This window comes from Paenibacillus sp. Soil724D2, assembly GCF_001427935.1.
Classification (GTDB): Bacteria; Bacillota; Bacilli; order Paenibacillales; family NBRC-103111; genus Paenibacillus_E.
Genome location: NZ_LMRY01000001.1, coordinates 697697 through 720761, shown reverse-complemented (window position 1 = coordinate 720761; position 23065 = coordinate 697697). Strand labels below are relative to the sequence as shown.

The 23065-nt window shown below is 45.1% G+C and carries 23 protein-coding genes and 1 riboswitch; of the genes, 17 read left to right on the top strand and 6 right to left on the bottom strand.

Annotated elements, in window-relative coordinates; translation table 11 throughout:
- The first annotated feature begins 33 nt into the window (after window positions 1–33).
- The 9 genes from solA to ASG85_RS03315 all read left to right on the top strand — a co-directional run bounded on the left by solA (window position 34) and on the right by ASG85_RS03315 (window position 9329).
- Window positions 34–1194 (top strand): N-methyl-L-tryptophan oxidase, encoded by a 1161-nt coding sequence (gene solA / locus ASG85_RS03355; protein ID WP_057305285.1) that lies wholly within the window; start codon window positions 34–36, stop codon window positions 1192–1194.
- Between the two features lie 13 nt (window positions 1195–1207).
- On the top strand, window positions 1208–1705 hold the full coding sequence (locus ASG85_RS03350) for a GNAT family N-acetyltransferase (protein WP_057305284.1): 498 nt from the start codon (window positions 1208–1210) through the stop codon (window positions 1703–1705).
- Between the two features lie 89 nt (window positions 1706–1794).
- Window positions 1795–2802: an LLM class flavin-dependent oxidoreductase gene (locus tag ASG85_RS03345; RefSeq protein ID WP_057305283.1), complete on the top strand. Its 1008-nt coding sequence runs from the start codon at window positions 1795–1797 to the stop codon at window positions 2800–2802.
- Between the two features lie 192 nt (window positions 2803–2994).
- Window positions 2995–4533, top strand: coding sequence for a spore germination protein (locus ASG85_RS03340; protein ID WP_200957454.1), 1539 nt, complete (start codon window positions 2995–2997; stop codon window positions 4531–4533).
- Complete coding sequence (locus ASG85_RS03335) at window positions 4530–5630, top strand: GerAB/ArcD/ProY family transporter (protein ID WP_057305282.1); 1101 nt, start codon at window positions 4530–4532, stop codon at window positions 5628–5630. The genes ASG85_RS03340 and ASG85_RS03335 overlap by 4 nt, the downstream gene beginning before the upstream one ends.
- Window positions 5627–6748, top strand: coding sequence for a Ger(x)C family spore germination protein (locus ASG85_RS03330; RefSeq protein WP_057305281.1), 1122 nt, complete (start codon window positions 5627–5629; stop codon window positions 6746–6748). The genes ASG85_RS03335 and ASG85_RS03330 overlap by 4 nt, the downstream gene beginning before the upstream one ends.
- 26 nt (window positions 6749–6774) lie before the next feature.
- A complete protein-coding gene (locus ASG85_RS03325) occupies window positions 6775–7875 on the top strand; it encodes a GerAB/ArcD/ProY family transporter (RefSeq protein WP_057305280.1) in 1101 nt (366 codons plus the stop codon).
- The gene (locus ASG85_RS03320; protein WP_057305279.1) at window positions 7872–8996 is read left to right on the top strand and encodes a Ger(x)C family spore germination protein; all 1125 of its coding nucleotides are present in this window, start codon (window positions 7872–7874) and stop codon (window positions 8994–8996) included. The genes ASG85_RS03325 and ASG85_RS03320 overlap by 4 nt, the downstream gene beginning before the upstream one ends.
- Before the next feature lie 111 nt (window positions 8997–9107).
- A complete protein-coding gene (locus tag ASG85_RS03315; protein ID WP_057305278.1) occupies window positions 9108–9329 on the top strand; it encodes a hypothetical protein in 222 nt (73 codons plus the stop codon).
- Between the two features lie 584 nt (window positions 9330–9913).
- Here the strand turns inward: ASG85_RS03315 and ASG85_RS03310 are convergent.
- A complete protein-coding gene (locus ASG85_RS03310; protein ID WP_060645352.1) occupies window positions 9914–10495 on the bottom strand; it encodes a DJ-1/PfpI family protein in 582 nt (193 codons plus the stop codon).
- Between the two features lie 62 nt (window positions 10496–10557).
- A riboswitch (ZMP/ZTP riboswitch) is annotated at window positions 10558–10636 on the bottom strand.
- A gap of 150 nt (window positions 10637–10786) precedes the next feature.
- Between ASG85_RS03310 and ASG85_RS03305 the strand changes: the two genes are divergently transcribed.
- On the top strand, window positions 10787–11260 hold the full coding sequence (locus ASG85_RS03305) for a GlcG/HbpS family heme-binding protein (RefSeq protein WP_057305276.1): 474 nt from the start codon (window positions 10787–10789) through the stop codon (window positions 11258–11260).
- Between the two features lie 60 nt (window positions 11261–11320).
- On the opposite strand, the gene ASG85_RS03300 is transcribed toward ASG85_RS03305, so the two are convergent.
- Genes ASG85_RS03300 through kduI form a run of 4 tightly spaced genes read right to left on the bottom strand, consistent with a single transcriptional unit; the run spans window position 11321 to window position 14546 of the window.
- A complete protein-coding gene (locus ASG85_RS03300; RefSeq protein ID WP_057305275.1) occupies window positions 11321–12151 on the bottom strand; it encodes a sugar phosphate isomerase/epimerase family protein in 831 nt (276 codons plus the stop codon).
- Window positions 12152–12904, bottom strand: a complete 753-nt coding sequence (kduD, locus tag ASG85_RS03295) for a 2-dehydro-3-deoxy-D-gluconate 5-dehydrogenase KduD (RefSeq protein WP_057305274.1) — start codon at window positions 12902–12904, stop codon at window positions 12152–12154.
- Window positions 12905–12922: 18 nt separating this feature from the next.
- Window positions 12923–13678, bottom strand: a complete 756-nt coding sequence (locus tag ASG85_RS03290; protein WP_060645351.1) for a DeoR/GlpR family DNA-binding transcription regulator — start codon at window positions 13676–13678, stop codon at window positions 12923–12925.
- 34 nt (window positions 13679–13712) lie between these two features.
- A complete protein-coding gene (gene kduI / locus ASG85_RS03285; protein WP_056838480.1) occupies window positions 13713–14546 on the bottom strand; it encodes a 5-dehydro-4-deoxy-D-glucuronate isomerase in 834 nt (277 codons plus the stop codon).
- A 192-nt stretch (window positions 14547–14738) separates the two neighbouring features.
- Between kduI and ASG85_RS37565 the strand changes: the two genes are divergently transcribed.
- Entirely contained in the window at window positions 14739–14903 is a 165-nt protein-coding gene (locus ASG85_RS37565) for a hypothetical protein (RefSeq protein ID WP_156390148.1), read from the top strand.
- A 508-nt stretch (window positions 14904–15411) separates the two neighbouring features.
- Here the strand turns inward: ASG85_RS37565 and ASG85_RS03280 are convergent.
- Entirely contained in the window at window positions 15412–16293 is an 882-nt protein-coding gene (locus tag ASG85_RS03280) for a helix-turn-helix domain-containing protein (protein ID WP_057303221.1), read from the bottom strand.
- A 134-nt stretch (window positions 16294–16427) separates the two neighbouring features.
- Here ASG85_RS03280 and ASG85_RS03275 point away from each other — a divergent pair, with 134 nt between their 5' ends.
- From ASG85_RS03275 to ASG85_RS03250, 6 genes are all read left to right on the top strand, one after another.
- Complete coding sequence (locus ASG85_RS03275) at window positions 16428–17264, top strand: phytanoyl-CoA dioxygenase family protein (RefSeq protein WP_057303220.1); 837 nt, start codon at window positions 16428–16430, stop codon at window positions 17262–17264.
- 100 nt (window positions 17265–17364) lie between these two features.
- On the top strand, window positions 17365–18186 hold the full coding sequence (locus tag ASG85_RS03270; protein ID WP_057303219.1) for a helix-turn-helix transcriptional regulator: 822 nt from the start codon (window positions 17365–17367) through the stop codon (window positions 18184–18186).
- Window positions 18176–19087 (top strand): AraC family transcriptional regulator, encoded by a 912-nt coding sequence (locus ASG85_RS03265; protein ID WP_057303218.1) that lies wholly within the window; start codon window positions 18176–18178, stop codon window positions 19085–19087. The genes ASG85_RS03270 and ASG85_RS03265 overlap by 11 nt, the downstream gene beginning before the upstream one ends.
- Before the next feature lie 107 nt (window positions 19088–19194).
- Entirely contained in the window at window positions 19195–20700 is a 1506-nt protein-coding gene (locus ASG85_RS03260) for an alpha-glucosidase/alpha-galactosidase (RefSeq protein ID WP_057303217.1), read from the top strand.
- 126 nt (window positions 20701–20826) lie between these two features.
- Window positions 20827–21144, top strand: coding sequence for a cupin domain-containing protein (locus ASG85_RS03255; protein ID WP_057303216.1), 318 nt, complete (start codon window positions 20827–20829; stop codon window positions 21142–21144).
- Between the two features lie 76 nt (window positions 21145–21220).
- Window positions 21221–23065 carry a sensor histidine kinase gene (locus ASG85_RS03250; RefSeq protein ID WP_060645350.1) on the top strand — a complete coding sequence of 615 codons (1845 nt, stop codon included), beginning with the start codon at window positions 21221–21223 and terminating at the stop codon, window positions 23063–23065.

Below are 23065 nucleotides of genomic sequence, written 5' to 3'. Positions count from 1 at the left end.
CGCAGCGGTTGTATGAGAAAGGAAATGTGACTTATGCCAACCTCATATGATGTCATTGTTATAGGCGCAGGCTCGATGGGCATGAGTGCTGGATATCATTTGGCCAAAAACAAGGTGAAAGTATTATTAATTGATAAATTTGATCCGCCCCATGCGGCAGGCAGTCATCATGGGGAGACTCGCCTTATCCGTCATGCATACGCAGGCAGTTCCTCCTACACGGCAATGGCAATTAGAGCTGACCGGCTGTGGAAGGAGCTTGAGGAAGCCAGCGGACAGCGGCTGCTTGTACGCAGCGGAGTTCTGAACATGGGAGCCGCCAAGTCTCTTCATATGGGGAGCAAATTAAAGTCTACTGCTGCTTTTGGGCTAAAAGTTGATCAGCTCAACGCGGATGAAATTCGTAAACGTTGGCCGGGCGTAAATCCGCCAGATTCTTACATAGGTTTGTATGAACATGAAGCGGGGTTTCTGTACAGTGAAGCTTGCGTACGCGCCTATCGCCAACAGGCCTTGGCCGCAGGTGCAAGACTACTTGTCAATACGCAAGTAGCAGGCATCAAAATAGGAAAGAGCGGCGTTACTGTACAAACACTAGATGGGGCTTATCACGCAGATCAGTTAATCCTATCTGCCGGCGCATGGTTTAGTAAGTTAAATGCGATTATTCACCTGCCGATTCGCTCCGTTCGTAAAGCTGTCGCTTGGTTCAACTCAGATGAATCTCTCTATGATTCGGCTAGGTTTCCGGGATTTACATTGGGTGCGGAAAATGGCGGGTTCTACGGCTTCCCTAGCATCGACGGTTCCGGCGTCAAGATTGGTCGGCATGATGCCGGTCAGCCTTGGAAGCCAGGGCAGCCCTTCGAACCGTTCGGTCATTATGCCGAGGATGAGAAGGATTTGCGGCAAGCCTTGGAAGCCTTTCTGCCACAAGCTTCGGGTCAAGTGCTTCGGGGAGCCGTTTGTAAATATGAATTAACTCCTGATGAACATTTTATTATCGATCGTCATCCGGAACATGCTCATGTCCTATTGGCGGGCGGTTTCTCAGGCCATGGCTTTAAGTTCGCAAGTGTAGTTGGAGAGATCTTATCAGATCTTTCAAGGGAAGGCACAACCGAGCAAGAGATCTCATCTTTTGCTTTATCCAGGTTTTCGGCTAACGCAGACCTTGCTGCCCATATCAACTAGGAAGGTGACCAATATGAGTGAGATTTTTCGATTGGCGACAATTGATGATGCAGAAGAACAATTCAAAGTCATTGATGGCGCCTATGAGTCAATTCGTGAACTAGGAATTACATTTAGAGCCGCGAATGCGGAGATCGACATGATTCGTGAGAACCTTTTAGAAAATACAAGCTATGTATTGGAAATTAACGGCTCTATTGCAGCAACCATTTCATTGAAAAATTTGCCAGAACTGACCGATCTGCCTTTTTTGTATTGGTTTGCTGTCTTACCTGAATTCAAAAATCAAGGTGTCGGCAATCGGCTTCTGACTTATGTGGAAGAGGTCATCGTCAGAGATACCTTGTTGTCATCCGGTGTTGTCCTTGCAACGTCGAAGAATCATCCTTGGCTGCTTTCGATGTATGAACGTAAAGGTTATCAAGCCTTTCACGAAAGGCCGCTAGGTGAAACGGATACATTAGTCTTTCTGAAGAAGACTTTATTCGATCAAGTTCAACTTGCCCAATAACTAGATGCGTAAAGACAGTCGGGAGTCTTCCGGCTGTTTTTTGCTATTCTGTGCTTAAATATGTTACAGTTAAAAGGAGGTGATCGAGCATGTTAAAATTGGGGATTTTGGACCAATCACAAATAGGAGAAGGTCGCAACGCCGCGCAAACGCTAGTTGAAACGACCGAGCTGGCGCAAGAGGCAGATAAACTTGGCTATACGCGTTACTGGGTGTCGGAGCATCATGCGTCTGAGGCGCTTGCTCACTCAAGCCCAGAAGTACTTATCGCTCATTTAGCTGCAAAAACGAATCGGATCCGCTTAGGGTCAGGCGGTATCATGATGCCGCATTATAGTGCATACAAAGTGGCTGAAAATTTCCGTTTGTTGGAGGCGCTGCATCCTGGAAGGATTGACGTTGGTCTTGGGCGTGCGCCAGGCGGCATGCCAATCTCAACGCGAGCGCTGCAAGAGGGGAAATACACAAGCGTAGATCAATACCCGCAGCAAGTTGCTGATTTGACAGGGTATTTATATGATTCGCTGCCTGCGAGCCATCGCTTTGCCGCGCTGCACGCGTCTCCTATTATTCCGACAGCACCAGAAATTTGGCTGCTCGGTTCTTCTTATGACAGTGCCAGTATTGCTGCTAAACAAGGGGCTGCATTTGGTTTTGCCCAGTTTTTTGGCAATGCCGATTGTGAACAAGCGCTGCAGATTTACCGCGAGGAATTCAAACCGTCTATTTTGAATGATAAGCCTCATTCGCTTGCAGCGGTTTTAGTTGTCTGTGCAGATACGGAAGAAGAGGCGAATCGATTAGCGACGAGTACGGATTTGTTCTTCCTCTCCCTTGGCCGCGGCGCGCTGCTGCCCTCATTCCCTTCCGTTGAAACAGCAATGAATTATCCGTATACAGAAGCTGATTTGGCCCTAATACGCGGTCGCCAACACAAGCGTATTGTGGGTACTCCTCAGCAAGTTAAAGCGGAGATTCTCAAGCTGAATGAGGTGTATAAAGCTGATGAGTTTATGGTCGTTTCTCCGATTCATGATGTGGATGCGCGCATTCATTCTTATCGTTTATTAGCCAAAGCGTTTGAGCTGCAAGGGTAAATGTTAACGTAAAGTTTGGCCGTATGGATATAAACTCAATCTTGTAAATCAGAAGCAGCACACCGATTAACGGTGGCTGCTTTTTCTATTGGTATCGTATCCTTACTTCCGCTTCAATGACGTACAGCCTTTATCATGAATACATAATTTTGGATATTAAAAGGAAGAATAAGGGGGAGGTGGTGAAGTTCGTTGTTATTTTCAAACTGGTTCGGAAAAAAGAAGTATCGTTCGATTCCAGAGCATATTAATCAGCCGCCTAGCGACTCGATAAGTGTGTCGTTGGTGCAAAATATAACCTATTTACAAAGTCAGTTCAGTCAAACTCCCGATCTGGTTGTACGGCATTTTATAATCAAACAGTCTGGGGACCAAGCGGCGCTAGTCTACTTGAATGGACTCATAGATAAAAACGCAATCAATAATAATGTGCTTCGGCCTCTTCAATTTGAAACGGGAAGCGGCGATTTGGAATATGGCTTCACGATAAATGTAGGTCAAATCAATCCGTTGTTGTCTTGGCAGCAAATTGAGTCTGCCATTTTGCATGGCAGCAGTATTCTCTTTGTTGGCGGACGAACGGAAGTCTACGCTTTAGGAACGCAAGGGTGGCCGCAGCGGGCAATTGAAGATCCACAGGTTGAGGCTTCTTTAAAAGGAGCACATCAAGGTTTTGTTGAAACAGGAACCCAAAACATTGCTTTAATCCGTCGCTATATTCAAAACCGTGAATTAAAAATTATAGAAATGAACGTTGGACGAAGAGGTAACAGTTTAGTTTCTATCTTATATTTAGCAGATGTTGCGAATCCTGAGATGTTGAAAGAACTTGTAGATAGGATTGAGCAGCTTGATGTCGATGTCATCATTAACACTGGTGAGTTGGCAGAAATGATCGAGGACAATCCGTACTCCCCATTTCCGCAATTAATAACGACGGAAAGACCAGATGCTGCGGCTTCACAGATCTTGCAAGGAAGACTCGCTGTTGTCGTCGATCGTTCGCCCAGTGTGTTGATCGCACCGGTGTCATTTATATCATTTTTTCAAAACATCGACGATTACAGCACACGCTGGTCGATTGCTACTTTTATACGGCTGCTGCGGATTTTCGCTTTTTTCGTCGCCATATTCTTACCGGCATTCTACATTGCCGTCATCTCCTATAATTTCGAGGTTATTCCGGTGAAATTACTGCTCACGATTGGTGAGTTCAGAGGAAGGGTGCCGTTTCCACCCTTTGTTGAAGCGATTCTCATGGAGGTGACTTTAGAAATGATGCGGGAGGCAGGAGTGCGATTGCCAGCCCCAGTAGGGCAAACCGTTGGCATTGTTGGGGGGATTGTTATTGGACAAGCGATCGTACAAGCGGGGTTTATCAGTAATACCATGGTAATTGTCGTTGCTTTTACGGCAATTTCCTCCTTTATCCTGCCTAATTATGATATGGTGGCAGCCGTTCGACTTATCCGCTTCGTCATGATGATTGCTGCTGCCATGTTCGGTATAGTGGGCATCGTTATTGGTTTGATGACGATGATCGGACACTTAATTGCACTCGAATCGCTTGGAACGCCGTACGGCACCCCTTTCGCGCCGGTTCGTTATGCCGATTGGAAAGATACGTTCATTCGTTTACCGTTGTGGAAAATGGGCAAGCGACCACTAGGGGTAAAAGCGACCCAATTGCGGAGGCAAGGTGAAAATCGTCCAGAGGGTGATGGGAAATGAATAGATTTGCAGGTAATGAGATCACCACTATGCAGTATATTTGTCTTAATAGCGGCATTCAGATGAGTGTATTCTTTCTGGCAATGCCGCGAATATTGGCGGAAAAGGCAGGCACAGATGGCTGGATCGCGCTCATTATAGGCTGGATCATCACGGTGGCAGCAAGCTTAATTGTTATTCAGGTGATGAAAAAGCACCCTGATGGCACATTATTTGATCTACTTACACGATATTTGGGGAAATGGACAGCTAGGTTGGCAGCTAGTTTATTTGCCCTCTATCTTTTTTATTACGCTTACACAGGAATCGCCCAGGCTGTATTGATTACGAAGGCATGGTTGCTGCCGCAAACGTCGGCATCTATAGTCATGCTTTTGCTGCTCATCCCAACCTATGTAATAACGCGCAATGGACTTCGCATCTTAGCCAGATATGCGGAGCTCGTTGTTATAATCTCTTGTTGGATACCCGTTGTGTATCTTCTTCCGCTCAAGGATGCTCACTGGCTGAATTTGCTTCCCTTATTAAAAGAAGGATGGAAGCCTGTATTTTCGGCTGTACCTACAACGTTTTTTTCTTATATTGGATTTGCTACAACGTTTATTTTGTATCCGTTTTTGAAGAACAAACAGAAGGCTTCCAGTATCATTATGATCTCCGATACATTGACAATGTTCGGGTATATGTTCCTTACGTTAATCTGCTTTGTCTATTACAGCCCGGACGAAATTCAGAAATACAACGAACCCATGGTCAATATTTTGGAATCCATTGAATTTAAGTTCATAGAACGGATGGAAATACTGTTTATCGCGTTTTTTTTACTCATTTTTTCATTAGCATGGATACCTACTATGTACTTAGGTGTTTATACGACTAGCTGGCTGCTCGGAAAGCAGGATCACCGCAATCATTTTCGAATACTCTGGTTGTTTCTTGCAGTGGGCACGTTTTTTTTCATGCCATCTTTTAATCAAAGTGATCGTATGAATGAGCTTCTTAGAAAGATTGGTTTTGGCATCGAATATGTATTTCCTGGCTGTTTACTGATTTATTTATGGACGCATAATCGTTTTAAGTGGAGGAAGAACATATGAACAAGCGGATGTTTCAAAATATGCTTCTCGGAGTGCTTGTCGTTCTTTCTGCTGGTTGCAGTGATCGGTTAGATATGGAAGATGCCACATTCGCCCTATTAGTAGGATTTGATCTCGATCAAGAAAACAAATTATTGCTTTACAGTACATCACCAGTATTCAGTCAAAGTGCTGAGAAGAAAACGCGTGAAATTGGGGTGACCCCACAAACGAATCGTCAGTCGAGAGAGAAACAGGACAGTTATGCGCCGGGCGTTTTCCAGGGCAGAAGTATTCAAGTCGTACTGGTCTCCAAACGAATACTACAGCAAGAAAACTGGTTTCAATTAACCGATATTTGGTTTCGCGATCCCAAAAACCCGTTAACTTCCAGGGTTATTGCCTTCGATGGACCTATTTCTGAAATTATTCACTTAAATCCGAAAGACCAACCCATGCTGCCTTTATTACTTAGGGATATGGTCGAAACGAAGAATACCCGATCGGAAACGGTAAAGACGACTTTGCAGGAGCTGCACAATCAAATGCGCGAAAAGGGTCAAACTCCCTACATCTCCGAAGTTCGCTTGCTGAATAAACAAATTGCGATGACGGGTATAACACTGCTGGATAATAAAGGGAATTTCGCCGATTCTCTGAACATACAGGAAAGTATTCTACTGCAAATTTTGCAAAATAGGACAAAGCGGGCGGTTAGTTTGACACTTCCCATTCCCGGACAAGTGAAGATCGGGCCGTTCCACACAGATAAATTAAGTCTAAATGCTGAAAAAATAAAAACGAAAGTCAAGACTTCCTACAAAAATGACAAGTTTCAATTCGATATCCATATTACCATGCGCGTTGGTCTATCAGAGCTAACGTTCCCTTACGATGTGAGAAGTCAAGGAAAAGATTTGGAGAATAAAATTAATATTCAATTACAAAAGCAGTTGGAAAGTCTCATACACAAAATACAAGCGGATAAAATTGATCCGATGGGGCTTGGGCTTTATGCCCGAGCGCATGAATATAGCCATTTCAAGAAAGTGGAAGATAATTGGGGTGAGACGTTGGCCAAAGCTGACATTCATGTTTCCGTGAAGACAACCATAGGAGCTATGGGAACAGTGAAGTAAAAGATTAACTCGGAGGGGGACAGCAAGTGAAAAAATATGGCTTGAATGAAATCACCTTCATGCAGTATATCTTTCTCAACTTTGGTATGGTATTGAGCATCGGTTTTTTGTCGCTGCCGCGCGTATTATCCGAAAAAGCAGGTACGGCTGGCTGGATTGCTCTTATCGTCGTTTGGGTTATTTCCATGGCAGCGAGTTTAATCGTCGTACAAGTGATGAAAAGGTATCCTGACGGGACTTTGCTGGATTTAGTGACAGTGTATTTGGGTAAAGGGGCAGGCAAAGTTGTGGCCATCCTATTTGCCCTGTATCTCTGTTACTACGGATACACGGGGCTTGTATATACCGTATTGATTGTTAAACAATATCTTTTGCAGCAAACTCCAGCTTATATCATTATGATTCTGCTGCTCATTCCCACTTATGTCATTGTGCGAAACGGACTTCGCATTTTGGGCAGATATGTGGAATTGGTTATGCTTCTATCTTTATGGATTCCTATTGTGTATTTACTTCCGCTTAAGGATGCCCATTGGCTGCGGCTGTTTCCTGTACTTAAGGAAGGATGGGAGCCTGTATTCGCGGCGGTACCGAGCACTTTTTATTATCATATCGGATTCTCAACCACGTTTATCTTGTATCCGTTTCTCAAAAATAAGCGGATGGCCTCCATCGGTCTTGTTATCTCGTATACATTGACAATGCTTATGTATTTATTCATTACCATTATCTGTTTCGCCTACTTCAGCACAGATGAAATTATGGAATACAACGAACCTACGATCAATGTATTGAAAACGATCGAGTTTACATTTATATCAAGGATCGAAGTCATATTTATCGCGTTTTATCTTCTTATCTTTTCATTGTCTTGGATACCTACGATGTACATGAGTGTTTTTTGTACAACTTGGCTAATCGGAAAGCAAGACCACCGTAATCATTTACGGCTGCTATGGGTGTTCATTGCCGTAGGCACGTTTTTCTTTATGCCTACTGTTTTTCAGAGTGAAAAGATGAATACTTTACTTGGTCAGATCGGTTTGGGTGTTGAGTACATAGCCCCTGTTTGTTTACTTTTATATGTAAGTATACATGATCGATTTAAGTGGAGGAAGCACTTATGAACAAGCGGATGCTGAATGTTATATTCATCTTCTTGCTTGTTTCTTTCGTCCCTGGATGCAGAGATCGGTTAGATTTGGAAAATGCTACAAACAATCTCGCCTTAGGGGTGGATTTAGATAATGAAGACAACTTACTTTTTTATTTGCATAATCCCGTGCACGGCAGAGGTATTAAGAATGAAAATCTAATAGTCAAAGTAGAGTCGCAAACGATTCGACAAGCAAGGGGAAAACAGGATGAACGAGCACCAGGTGTAATTACAGGTAGAAAGGTTCAGGTCATGCTTATCGGAAAGCGCATCCTCGAGCACGAAGATTGGTTCCAGATGCTTGATGTCTTCTTTCGCGATATGAAAAATCCATTAACACCAAGGATCATCGCTGTTAATGGACCTATTTCCGACATTATGTACTTAAATCCGAAAGATCAACCCATTTTACCCTTATTGCTTCGGGGGATGATTGATACGAAGAGTGCTAGATCGGAGACGGTACAAACAACGCTGCAGAATCTGCATTGGCAAATGTTTGAAAAAGGAGTGACGCCCTATATCTCAGAAATTCAGTTGGACAAGGCCAAACGGATCATGCTAACTGGCGCAACGCTGCTGGATCATAAAGGGAAATATAAAGCTTCTCTGGACAAAGAGGAAACCATTTTACTTCAAATATTGAATAAAAATGCAAAGAAGTCTGTTAACTTAACACTTACGATTCCTGGGCGTGAAAAGAGTGGTCCCATCCAAACAGACCATGTAAGTATTATGGTTCAAAGCATGAAAAGGAAGGTTAAGACTTCATACCAACAGAACAAGTTTAGGTTCGATATCAATATTACAATGCCAGTTGATCTTACTGAACTTTTGTTCCCTTTTGATGTGCGAAAGAATGGCAAAGAGTTAGAGGGATTGATTTCTGAACAAGTGAAAAAGAAATTCGAGAACCTCATCAAGAAGATACAGGAGCAGCATATAGATCCTATCGGGCTTGGTCTCAACGCACGGGCTCATGAATATAGAAAATACAAGAAAGTAGAGGAACATTGGGGAGAAGCGCTATCAAAGGCTGACATTCATATTTCCGTTAAGGTAAATATACGAAGCATGGGGCCTTTGAAGTGAATGGACTAGGAGTTGGTACTCCGCTTTGAAAGATAGTCGAATGGATTGGAAGTAAATATTTGCGTTTTTCTTCTTATGCCTTTACACTTAAAACAAAAATGGAGTGGTGAAATGAGTAAAGGTAAAGTTTGGAACAAGGGTAAGCGCAACGGGGGTGGCGGACCAGCGCCTGGAACGGGTTATAAGGAAAAGCTAGCAGCCACCATGCAAGCGGAAGGTAAACCAGTTGAAATTATCGATCTTAAGAATCCGATTAATCAGGTTCAACGCATGAATCGTGAGAATTGGGTCGAGAGACCCGTTCGTGTTAATCGTGAACAACCTAAAAAATAATGCTGATAAGCCTATCCAGACACTTTATGAGTGTTGGGTGGGCTTATTTATTTGTTTTGGGTCAGGCGGGAGTGGAGTTTACCCATTGCTTGGAAGATGAAGATAGGGATTCGGCTCGAGTGAGGGTGGATTTCCAGGTTTACAGTGGATGTGGGGAATAGGGGAGAGAATTGTTGTACAGCGTACAACAATTCCTATCCATTCACCTGGGCTAAAGTGAAGATGTTGTATTTCGTACAACAATTCAGCCTAATTTCCTGCTAAAATGCTACTTTTGGCTGGAATTGTTGTATTTGGTGCAACAATCGCGAGGAAAATGTGGATTCCCTCGCTTAATGTTGTATAAAATGCAACAACATTACATGGATGAGCGAGTAAGTAAACAAATATTTGAACATATACGTCTTGGCTACAGGTATACACATTCACCCAAACACCCAAACACCTAAATACCCAACACCCAACACCCAACACCCAACACCCAACACCCAACACCCAACACCAACACCAAAACCAAAACCAAAACACTCTCTCGCTCAAACTAATGTAAGCCGTTTATCCTTAGTCAGCTTATTACTCCAAATTCACATTAAACAACTGTCCGCTTGATAGTAGGGGTAATCCATCTTTTGTTGAACCTGCTGCACGAAAAGTGAATCAGTAAGAGATTCAATGACGAATAATCCTAAATCAATAGAGGCTGAAACGCCGCCACCGGTAAAGAGATTTCCGTCTCGGACGATTCGTTTTTTAACGACTTCGGAACAGTATGGTGTCAATAACTCGTAGGCGGAAGGATTGGTGGTTGCTTTTTTTTCATGTAGGAATCCGGCTGCACCTAGTAACAAAGCACCTGTGCATACAGAAACCTTGTAAGTCACATTAGCTGAGGTTTGAAGCCAAGTGATGAAGGCAGAGTCGAATCTAAGGCTTCTCGTTGAAAATCCGCCAGGTACGAACAAGAGATCATAATCCGATAGATCGGGATAGACATGTGTTACCTTAACGGTTAAGCCTCGGTCGTCCGTAATTTCCTCCTTATTGGAGCAGAAATCCCAAGTGACGTTCTCTTTGGCCCCCATAATCCCCATCCATGTGATAGCTTCATAGAAGCCAGCGAAGTCTAACGTGGTCATTCCATCGAATAGTACGAATGCCATTTTCATAAACAGCCACCTGACCTTTCAATTGTCATAGAAGCACAAAAAAGCATTTGATTAAGGATCAAATACTTTGCCCAGGCGTACGGCTGTTTGCGATGTGCTCCCTCATGGTTATCCATGTTTACGCCAGTCACACATCGATTTAATTTTTATAATCTTACAATTGCCCGCACCGAAATACAATATCTTTTTTCAAGTGACGACCATGACATAAACCCTTCACGTCCCCATATGAATGGAAGAGGCGTTTGTTGCGCACGTCATAATGGCAGTAAAGCAGGGAGGGATTGACTTATGAAATCGGTTTTTAAGCTTGAAGTAGAGGAAGCGAGGGTCATGATCGCAGCAGGCATACAAGCGGCAATAGAAGCGAATGCAGCCGAAACGATATGTATCGTAGACGATGGCGGGTATCTAATTGCGTTAGAAAGAATGAATGGCGCTCGCAATACGAGCCCTGAAATCGCCATAGCAAAGGCGTTTACAGCTAGCGGTCACAGGCGCTCTACGCATTTGTTCAATCAACCCGGTGGCCCAGCGACCATCCATGGTGAGGCATTTGGTATTCATGCCATGATGCCTGGTAAATTTGCTATCTTCGTCGGGGGGCTTCCGATTGTGGTGAACGGGAGTGTCATTGGCGGAGTCGGTGTAAGTGGAGGGAATGGAGAGGATGACATTGCGGTGGGGGTTGCGGCGTTAAAGGCGCTGCAGTCTTATTTGGGTAACACGTATGAAGTCATGACAGAGCCTGATATAAAGAAATAGGCATCTTTTCAAAAAGGAAAGCCCCAGTCCCTCTGATGATAGAGAGAAAAGGGCTTATTTTTAACTCATAAGGCTTCTTACATATTGAAAAGTTTCATCAAGCGTATCATCAGCAAGCTGTTCTAAGGAGATGTCGATCCCCGGTTTTACCCGGTGCAGCATCTCTAAGAACGTTTTCGTTTGGAAAATACCCTTACCGGATCGTACCTCTTGCCGTTTGTTGTTCTGAATGACAACATCTTTAAGATGGGCAAGGACGATACGGTCACCGAAAGCAGCAAATGCCTGTTCCAGAAAAATTTCTTGTGACTCAACAGCAGTAGGTGGCATTAGATTCACTGGATCAAACACAACCCCCAGATTACTGGAAGGAATCTCATCCAAAATCCGAACCATTTTCTCAGTACTAGACAACGTGTGAGTGAAAACAGGTTCGAGTCCGATGAAGACACCCCAACGTTCCGCTTCTTCCGCTAATTCTTCAACTGTTTGCTTGAGGGTTGTCCATCCCATGGCCTCATAAAGCTCGGAATCCTGTGAGAGGTACGTCGTTAGGTCAGCTGTTTCCGTCGCAACGATAGAGGTACCAAAGTCTCTGGCGAAACGCAGATGCTCTTTGAACCGGTTGATTTCATGACGCCGCTGCTGGGGATCAGGATGAATCGGGTTAATATAACAGCCAAGCACGCCAATCCGGATACCAGCACGGTGGAATTGCTCGCCAATGTGGTTGGCCAGAGCAGGGCTGAGCCTACCGAGGCTGGTGTCAAAATCACTGATTGCTTTGCTGAGTGCCAGTTGAACGAAGTCAATGCCTCGTCCGCTTAGCTTCTCTGTTAATTGCTTCAATGGAAGATGGCCGACGGTATGGGCTAACGTACCGATTCCCATCTATCTAGCCATCCATCCGCCGTCCACGCACAGTACGTGTCCGTTCATATAATCCGATGCATGCGATGACAAGAACACAACAGGACCTTTCAAATCCTCGGGAGAGCCCCAACGGCCTGCCGGAATTCGGTCTGTAATGGATTGTGTACGTTTCTCATCTTTGAGGATAGGAGCTGTATTATTCGTCGTCATGTAACCAGGGGCGATGGCATTGATCTGGATACCTTTCCCGGCCCACTCGTTCGCTAAAGCTTTGGTCACGCCAGCTATAGCATGTTTACTCGCTGTGTAGCCAGGAACATTAATGCCTCCTTGGTAGGTTAGCATGGAAGCGATGTTCACGATCTTGCCGCTGCCGCGCTCAATCATGTGACGGCCAATTAGCTGACATAAGAAGAAGGCAGAGTTCAAGTTCAGATCAATGACATCGTGCCAATCTTGACGTGCATGGTCAACAGCCGGCGTACGTCGGATGATTCCGGCATTATTCACGAGAATATCGATGCCGTCGTAGATACCGTTAGCTTTATTTACAACATCCTCAAGGATGTCTTCGTTGCTAAGGTCAGCTGCGATCAGCTCGGCTTTGCCGCCTAGTGCTCGGATGGCTTCTACCGTTTGAACGCTTTCGGAAGAGGATACAGCAATGACATTTGCTCCTGCTTCAGCAAGGCCAATGGCCATGGCTTGACCAAGACCGCCGGAAGCGCCGGTTACGAAGGCTGTTTTGCCTGTTAAATTAAAAAGTGTCATGAAGGTTACTCCTTTTTACTATTGAGTTACGATCTGAATACCAGCATCACGGTATTGCTTGGCAATTTCAGCGGGTAGGGCACTGTCTGTTAGGATCATAGCAACTTCAGACAAGGAAGCGAACGTTCGTAAGGCACATTGGCCGAATTTGTAATGATCGGCAACGCCGTAAACCGTTGCGCTGGATCTAATCAATGCACGTTTATAATCAGCATGATCACTTGTGTAGATGGTAAAGCCGTGCTGCAAATGAACGCCAGTAGCAGAAATGAATGATTTCTGAATGTTGAGCTTATTCACATAGTCCACGGCTTCAGGACCTGCGAGCATGTTGCGCAGACGGTAGCCGCCTGGAACAACCAGACGGATTTCTTCCTTATGCAAGAGCTCGGACATAATAAATAGATCATTCGTTACAACAGTAAGCGGCTGATTCTCCAGCCGCCTAGCAATTTCAAGTGTTGTACTTCCGCCATCGAGGGCAATGATATCTCTTGGTTGAATGTATCGCAGAGCTATCGTCGCGATTTCGGATTTCTGATCGGCATGCTTAATGATCGGCTCTTTCGTTGAAAGTATGCCTAGCTGATCACTTTGAGCGAGCACCGCGCCGCCATGAATGCGGACAAGCAGCCCTTTTTCCTCGAGTTTGGCCAAATCTTCGCGAATCGTTTTACCAGTAACGTCAAGCCGTTCGCTAAGCTCGTTCACCGTTACTTCTTTCTGTGCCAGAAGTATTTCCATAATGGTTTCATATCTGCGTAAAGGGTTCATCGGGTGTCATCCGTTTCTAAATAGAGGTTACCGACTATTTTAAATCTTTCATGGCCACGGCGTCCATATCATCAAAAATTTGATTTTCGCCAGCCATGCCCCAAATGAAGGTGTAGTTGTTCGTGCCAACACCGCTATGAATGGACCAGCTTGGGGAGATGACAGCTTGCTCATTACGCATAACTACGTGACGTGTTTGCTGCGGCTCACCCATCATGTGGAACACTACCGCATCTTCCGGCATGTCAAAGTAGAAGTAGACCTCGGAACGACGATTGTGTGTATGGGAAGGCATTGTGTTCCACATGTTGCCTGGCTTCAGAAGTGTCATACCCATAACGAGTTGACAGCTTTTTACGCCGCCTGTGTGGATGTATTTGTAAATCGTACGCTCATTGGATGTATTGATGCTGCCTAAATGAGTAGGAGTAGCTTCGCTGATGGCGACTTTCACCGTTGGATATGTTTGGTGAGCAGGTGTTGAATTAAAGTAGAATTTCGCTGGCTCGGCAGCGTTATCACTAGCAAACGTAATATCCTTCGCGCCAAGACCAATATAAATGCAATCTTTGGAATCCATGTTGTAAACCGTACCGTCAACGGTGATCGTGCCTCTGCCGCCAACATTAATAATACCGATCTCGCGGCGCTCTAAGAAATAATCTGCAGCCATTTCTTTCTTGTCAGCTTGCAATTGAAGTGCGCCCGTAATTGGAAGGACACCACCAATGATGAAACGGTCAACGTGGGAATAAACCAATTTAATTTCATTAGGTGAGAACAAAGCGTTAATTTGAAACTCAGCTTGCAGGCGTTCAGTGTCAAATTGCTTAACTTCATTCGGGTGTGATGCGTAGCGGATATCCATCGGTTAATCTCTCCTCATATTTGGTTTATTTATGTTGATATTCGTTCATATAGGTTTAATTTACTCCAATAATAGGGTTTAGGCAAGGGTTTTCAGACCTATGTTTCAAAAGTTTCTGTTCGGGTGAATAAAGGATACGGAATAAGTAAACAACAAACAAACGAGCCTGGTTTACAATTAGGAGGTTAGCGCATGGATAAAAGTCATTATTTCGATCACGTATGTAACGATACGATTCCTACTCAGCCTGAGGAAGAGGCTACAACACCAACAGATATGCTGAGTGAGGCAGTTGAGGAAATCATGGATAATGTGAAAAAGGTGTTCTCTGCCGGCGATCCCGATGATCGGGGTTAGGAAGTGGAAGAGCTCCTCCCGAAGATGGGAGAGCGCTGAAAAGGACCTTGTTGTTGTCTACATGTGTAGATAACAAGGTCCTTTTTTCATTTTGGGATTAGGCGAGCTTCAGGTTTATTGAAAAAAGGAGAATTAGACAGACAAGTTGTACAGCGTACAACAATTTCCTTGATTTCTGCTTAGAAAGCTCAGAATGTTTTAGTTTCGAGGCCGTCGATTCATCTAATCTTGCTCTGCATGGAGGTGTCTTGAATCGTGTTCAATCGTCAACTAGGCTAATTGAGGTTGCTTGATGAATGAATCCGTGTTCGCGGTTGAATGATGTTGTAGAAACTGCAAAATATCCTTTGGGCTAGCAAAATGTTGTAGAAAATACAACACTGGTAACCACTATAGCCCATTTGCCCTAACGAAGACTGAATGACTCTAAAATCGGACTTTGGAGCTTTGAATACCAGTTGTGAGAGAAATAGTGAATCAATCGATACGTCACATGGGCACTGCTTTGTTAGAGTGTATCTTTCCAATTAGTTTCAAACATTCTCCATTGGATCGGGGTCATGCCGGTAATGCGTTTAAACACGGTGGCAAAATGTTGACTGGATGCGTACCCCAATTCATTAGCAATCTTTGTAACCGTATCCGTGCCTTCAACCAGCAGTATGCAAGCTTTCTTAATTCGCGCACGTTCAATAAATACCATTGGCGGGAGCCCCGTATATTCCTGAAAGGTGCGGAAGAAGTGGGAGGGACTGATCCGGACAAAATCAGCCATCTCTTCGATGGAGGGGCGCCATTGCGGCTCTTCCGCGATCCGGCCTATAAGTGCATCCAATTGACGTAATAGATCGTCAGCGAGAGAAACAACTGTTTGACTAGGCTGAAGAATTCGAAGCAGCAGCCCAAGCAGCGCTTGGCGGGTAGCGGAGATTCGTAATGGACTGTTGGAATTTAGCGCATTTCGCAACTGTCTAATGTCGTCAACAGCCTGCAGACCAGTATGGGTAACTCTGGGCAGCGCCTCTAGTGCATGTTTGAAGCACTCAATCTCGTCTTGCGGCAAGCGCAACCAGTCTTCCGCATGCGGCGGTGTGATGATGAACCACCAGAATCGACTGGGCTCAATCACATTGAAGCCCCCGCGATGAACCTCGCCAGGGCTTGTGTGAAACACGTCACCTGCTTTTGTCTCATAAGCGTGCCCGTTCAGCTCCCAGCTGGCTTTACCCCGTTCAACCAAAACGAATTCATATCCGTCATGCTTATGAAAGGAAAGGGGCAGTGCCGACCTAATCTCATCGAAACCGAAGAGGAGCAATTCCGGAACTCCAAGTATGCGATTTTCCTTATTAATGTCGTAAGTCCAGCGTGGACTTTGTTTCGCAGGCACGGGGAGGGACCTCCTCTACGTTCGGATGTTCTTATTTGTCTTGTATGTTTCTCATACTACTTTGTAGCTCTGTGAACGTCAATCAACAAGGGATTAAGTATGATGAAAGCAAGACGTATAAGGAGGAATTTACGATGACTTTGCAAGTAGAGAGAACGTACAAAATTACGGCTCAGGATAAGGATACATTCAATCGCGACGGTTACTGGATATCTCCGAAGCTGCTGGACGATGATCAAATCATGCGGTTGCGACTTGCGCACGAGCGGGTTTGGACTGGCGATTACGATGGCGATGGGCTTCCGATGAACCATTACCGTGCGAACCCGAACCCTGATTCATTACGCAAGCTAGATAATGGATGGTGGATCAATGACGAGATCCGAAGAACTGTCACAGATCCGTTAATCGGTGAGCTTGCAGCCGATTTGCTGGAGATAGATGAAATTCGGCTCTGGCACGATCAGGTTATTTATAAGCCAGGTGTCGGCAATAAGGAGACGCAGTCAGGTAACGTTGGCTGGCATCAGGATTACGGCTACTGGCAATGCTCCAGCAATTCGAACATGGTGACCGTATGGATAGCGCTGCAGGACACGGATCTAACCAACGGCGGGATGATGACCATACTTGGATCTCACAAGTGGGGACTAATACCTGATAGCAATACGTTCTTCGATTCGAACATGGAGGAGCTTAGGAACAAATATGCGGCAGGTCGCGAATGGGTCGAGGAGCCCTGCATTCTGAAGGCTGGTCAGGCAAGCTTTCATCACGCACTTACATTCCATGGGTCCGGCGCAAATAAGACGAATGAGCCTCGTATGTCTGTCGTCGCGCATCTGATGCCTAGCGGCACCAGCTACCGCGCAGGCATACAGCGTCATGATAATTCCCGTCTGTTAGGACCGCGCCCTTATCACGGTCAGGCTTTTGCAAATGAGTATTTTCCGGTTTTGTTTAAACGATAAATAGGATGCAAAATCCCTTCCATACGAAGGGATTTTCTTTTTACCTACAGGCGGTTACAATTGCCTTAATGATGACACAGCTTTTCTGGAGATGAAGCACATGGCAAATCCCTTGGAACATCTTCGTTTTAATCATATCGATTCCGCTACGGTCGGTTCGATTGTATATCCACCGGGTGGCAGGTATGGTCCTCGCATCCAACTAGATATTCAGCTCGTTCTATTACATACTGGTTCTATGGAAGTGACCATTGATGGCGTTCATTTTCGACTAGAGCCCGGCAATGTGGCACTTCTGAAGCCCGGGCACATCGAGCATTTTACATTTGCAGATGAACAGGACAGTTGGCATCGTTGGGTGGCCGTAAGCGTTCAACCCTTATCTGTGGATCAAGTGCAAGCATTGGAGCAGGTTCCGTTTAGCCTCCCAATCTCTGAACACTTGAACCGAATAACTGACCTTATGCTATCGATCCGATCCGAGCATGCGGATACAGGACCTGTCATGCGAAGTCTCGGTCACACAGCGATTCAATTGTTTCTATCCGAACTGTCCAAAGCGCAGCTGCAGCAAGATATTCATCCTTCAGTTTTACGTGCAAAAGCTTACATTCATCAAGAGTTCAAGGAAGGACTCGATTTGACAATGATTGCCGCGCATGCGGGAGTATCGGATGAGCATTTGGTCCGGCTTTTCCGTAAATATGAGCAAACGACCCCTATTAAATATGTGTGGCACTATCGTGTACTGCGTGCTATTGAGTTACTAGCCCATACGGGTTTATCGATATCGGAAATTGCTCAGCGAAGCGGGTTCCAAACCAGTTACCATTTCGCACGATTGGTGAAGCAGCAAACAGGTAAAACCCCTTCAGAAATAAGGACTTCCTCTTGGGGGAAAGGAGATTCTCATGCAGAATAGCGGCAGCCTATTTCCCGCTTTTTTAACCGAACATCACTGCCATCCTCAGGTGATGGCATATTATTTTAAACAATGGCAAGGCTTCTATATGTCCTTTCATCGCCATGATGCGGTAGAAATTATGTATACCATACAAGGTTCCTGCGACGTTGAAATCCAAACGCAGTCTTCACAAATCGAAAGTGTTAGTCTCAAAAAGGGAGAGTTCATTATTATGGACGCAAATGTCTCCCATCGATTGATCGTTGACGAGGCTGTTCCCTGTAGAATGCTAAATGTAGAGTTCCGCTTTACCCAGCAAAAGGGTGTGTTTCCATCTATTCACCAACTGGCGGCAGAAGACAAATTGTTGTCTTCTTTGCTGGAGGTCAAATCTCCTTATTTAGTGCTGCGCGACCCCGATGAGGTTTACCACATTATGAAAAGCTTGGTGCTTGAACTGGATAAAGCAGCCGCCAAAAGTGAAACGATGGTTCAATTGCTCATTGCACAATTGCTCATTCGAATTGCGCGTCTTAGGCAAGAAGCAGCAAGCAGCGGCATGGCGCAAAGTGAGTGGTATGTGAAACAAAGCATGGATTATTTGCATCAGAACTATGACCGCGACATTCAAGTGAAGGATATTGCTGGAGCCGTAAATTTACACCCCGGGTATTTACAACGAATTTTCAAATCGTTAACGGGGCAAACCCTTATGACGTATTTAACCGTGATTCGAATGGAAAAAGCTAAAATGCTGCTGCTGGAAACAGATGTGCCGATTTCAGAAATTTGTGATTATATCGGGGTTGGGAGCCGACAGTATTTTCATATGCTTTTCAAAGATTATACAGATTTAACCCCTACGGAATATCGGAAATCAATGGATACTCACAAGTGGGAATATCCAGAAAAAAGTTAGGATTTTTGACAAATCACCTCCGATGAAGTTAGGAATTTGATAACGTTTTCTCTTTCGCGCTTGATACAATGTGAATTGTAGATTAAACGATAGAGAGGACGATAGATATGTCATTTAAGGTAGCTTTTATTGGAGCAGGGAGTATTGGATTTACACGCGGATTACTTCGAGATTTGTTAGCAGTATCTGAATTTCATGATATTCAAGTCGCTTTTACAGACATCAATCAACATAATTTAGATATGGTTACGGAGCTGTGCCAAAGGGATATTCGAGAAAATGGTTTAAAAATAGAGATTCAAGCTACAACAGATCGTAGAGAAGCTTTGAAAGATGCAAAGTATGTTTTATGTACGATTCGTGTGGGGGGTCTGGAGGCTTTTGCCACCGATGTGGATATTCCGCTGAAATACGGCGTTGACCAATGTGTGGGCGATACGCTATGTGCAGGGGGAATTATGTATGGTCAGCGCGGCATTTCGGAAATGCTTCGCATTTGCCAAGATATTCGAGAAGTGGCGGCGCCTGATGTGCTGCTGTTAAATTATGCGAATCCGATGGCGATGCTGACTTGGGCTTGCAACAAGTACGGCGGTGTGCGGACAATTGGTCTCTGTCACGGTGTTCAGCATGGGCATCAACAAATCGCGGAAGTATACGGCTTGGAGAAAAAGGAAGTAGACATTATTTGTGCAGGCATCAATCACCAAACTTGGTATGTACAGATCCGTCACAATGGTCAGGATTTGACGGGCGGTCTGCTTGAAGCCTTCGAGAACCATCCGGAGTTCAAGCGTACGGAGAAAGTGCGTATCGACATGCTGCGCCGCTTTGGCTACTATAGTACAGAATCCAACGGACATCTAAGCGAGTATGTGCCTTGGTACCGAAAGCGTGCTAGCGAAATCCAAGATTGGATCGACATGGGCAGCTGGATTAATGGAGAAACAGGAGGCTATCTGCGTGTTTGCACGGAGGGACGCAACTGGTTCGAGACGGAGTTTCCGAACTGGATGAAGGATAAGGCATTTGTTTACGATGCTGAGAAACGCAGTGAAGAGCATGGCTCCTATATTATTGAGGGCCTTGAGACAGGACGCGTGTATCGCGGACATTTCAACTTAGTCAATAACGGTGTCATCTCGAATCTGCCTGATGATGCGATCATCGAAGCGCCGGGCTATGTAGATCGCAACGGCATCTCGATGCCTCATGTTGGAGACCTGCCGCTTGGACCGGCAGCGGTATGCAATGTGAGTATTTCTGTACAGCGGCTTGCTGTGGAAGCTGCCGTGCATGGCGATGATAAGCTGCTTCGTCAAGCGTTTATGATGGATCCGCTCGTAGGAGCCGTCTGCAATCCCAAAGAAATTTGGCAGATGGTCGATGAAATGCTGGTCGCACAGGAGGCATGGCTGCCTCAGTACGGCGCGGCTATTACAGAAGCAAAGCAACGGCTAGCAGCTGGAAACCTCGTTCCTACGCGCAGCTATGAAGGTGCAGCTCGCTTGAAAGTGAAAACAGTAGAAGAAATGCAGCAGGATCGTGAAGCTGCGAATAAAAATGCAGGCGAAGCGGACAAAGGGAAGGATCGCGCAGCCGTTAGCTCTTAATGTTCGTTTAGATTCAAGTATGTTCATTTGGGTGCTTTTCAGATATAATTAAAAAGTAAGTGAAGGACCGCTTGCGGTCCTTTTATTTTTTCGTAAGATCGTTTAATGATGAAAGGGGAAAGTCAGATGTCTAATATTGGCGTATGGGAAGCAGCCGAGCCAGGCGTTCAGCGCTGCATTCTGAAAGCTGAGGTTGGTTTAATGATGATGGAGGTTCATTTCGAGCCAGGAGCCGTTGGTTACCAACACAGCCATGTTCATGAACAAATGTCCTATTGCTTAAAAGGGAAAATTGAGTTTACCATAGATGGTGTGGTAACCGTTATCGAGCAAGGCCAGACGGTATACATACCAAGTAACGCCAAGCATGGTGTTACAGCATTAGAAGAATCCGCCTTATTAGATGTCTTCACACCGATTCGCGAAGATCTTGTAAAACGGTAACCAGTTGCGCTTGCAGCTGGTTTTTCTTTCTTAACCATTGAATGCGTTTACAAATTCGGTGAAATGGAGGTTGAACATGGGTAGAAGAGGTCGTAGAGCTTGGATCTGGTTCTACAGAAACTTGTTTCTGCGTGATCGTCCATTGACAGTGAAACTGCTCGTCTATTCGGCCATGCTGGTGGTCATTCCGCTGCTTGTGGTGGGGATGATTTCTTATCAGAAATCATCTGAAGTGCTGCGTGAGGAAGCCGATTTGAGTAACAAACAAATCATCGAGCAAGTTAAGCTGCATATTGAATACTATATTCGAGATTTCGAGATCGACTCGATTCGCATGCAGAATCATCCGTCGATGCAGCAGTTTCTAAGGATGACAAGCGAACAAGAAGTGAAGAATTCAGGCATCCGCGAGCCGATGATGCAGCTTTTGAACGATACCGCTTATTCGCGATCAGACATCTCTCGGATTATGCTTGTTATGGAAAACCAGACGGTCTTGGATACAAGCATGAACAAAAATGTGACCCCTGCGCTGCAATTGATACAGGAGCCATGGTTTGCCAGTGTACCCTCCAACAGTGATATTATGTTGATCATCAGACCGCCTTCTCAGCGCTACGAGCTGGAATATGTGCCTGTTCTCTCCATCGTGAAGCGCTTAGTGAGTCCACTTACCTTAGAGCCCGTTGCTACGTTAATTATGGAAGTCAACTTCAAGCGGATTCAAGAGATTGCTGAACGCGTTACAATTGGACGAACGGGGTATTTATCTATTCTTGACCCATACGGGCGTTATATTTATTCTCCTGAGTATACGGAAATTGGTCATTTGGCGGATTGGGATCAGCTAGAATGGATTTTGCAGCAGGAAAGCGGATCATACCAAGCTCAAACAGGAGATAAGCCATTCTACACCTTCAGTCTGTCGTCCTATTTAAATTGGCGGTTGGTGACGACGATACCGGAAAAAGAATTGACGCGTGGAACCGAGTATATTCGGCGAACGATTTGGTGGACAGTCCTTGCCACATTATTTATGGCCTATTTGATTGGGATTGGTTTTGCTACAAGTATCGTTCGGCCTGTAAGGGCGCTGCAATTTTTCATGAAAAGAGTGAAAGAGGGCGACTTTCTGGCTCGCGCGGATATCGAATCCAAGGATGAGATTGGGCAGCTAACGAATGATTTTAATAAAATGGTCGAAAAGCTCCAGGTACTGCTCGATGAAATTTACTACTCTCAGCTCCGAGAGAAGGATCTTCAGCTGCGCCAAAAAGAAACAGAACTGAAAGTGCTGCAATCGCAGGTTAATCCGCACTTTCTCATGAACGCTTTAGAAACGGTGCGAGGGATGGCACTGGAAAAGGATATGACCGACATCTCTGTGCTCGTTGCGTCCCTTGCTCGACTACTGCGTTACAATCTGAATCATGCTGGGGCAACGATCTCCTTGCAGCAGGAAATTCAGATATGCGACATGTATTTACGGATTCAGAAATATCGGTTTGACGATAAACTCACCTATGAATTCCAGATCCCTGAATGGGCAGAAGGACAAATCATCGCGAAGTTCGCTTTACAGCCCTTGGTCGAAAATTGTGTCATTCATGGTATTGAAACGAGTGCACAGCCTGTTCATATTGTTATTTCAGCTGCTCAATTAAATGATCATCAATTTATTGTAGAGATTCAGGATAGCGGTGTGGGAATTCCGGCTGCCAAACTCCGTGCCTTACAACTCGATTTGCTGCAGAAAGACATGATTACAGCGGTATCACAAATCGGCATCGTCAATGTACATCGACGGATCTCTTATCTGTTTGGTGACGCCTACGGTCTAGAGCTAGAAAGTGGTGCAGATGCAGGAACTCTCGTGAGAATCAAGCTGCCGCTGAAGCCTCACGTAGAGGAAGGGAGGTAG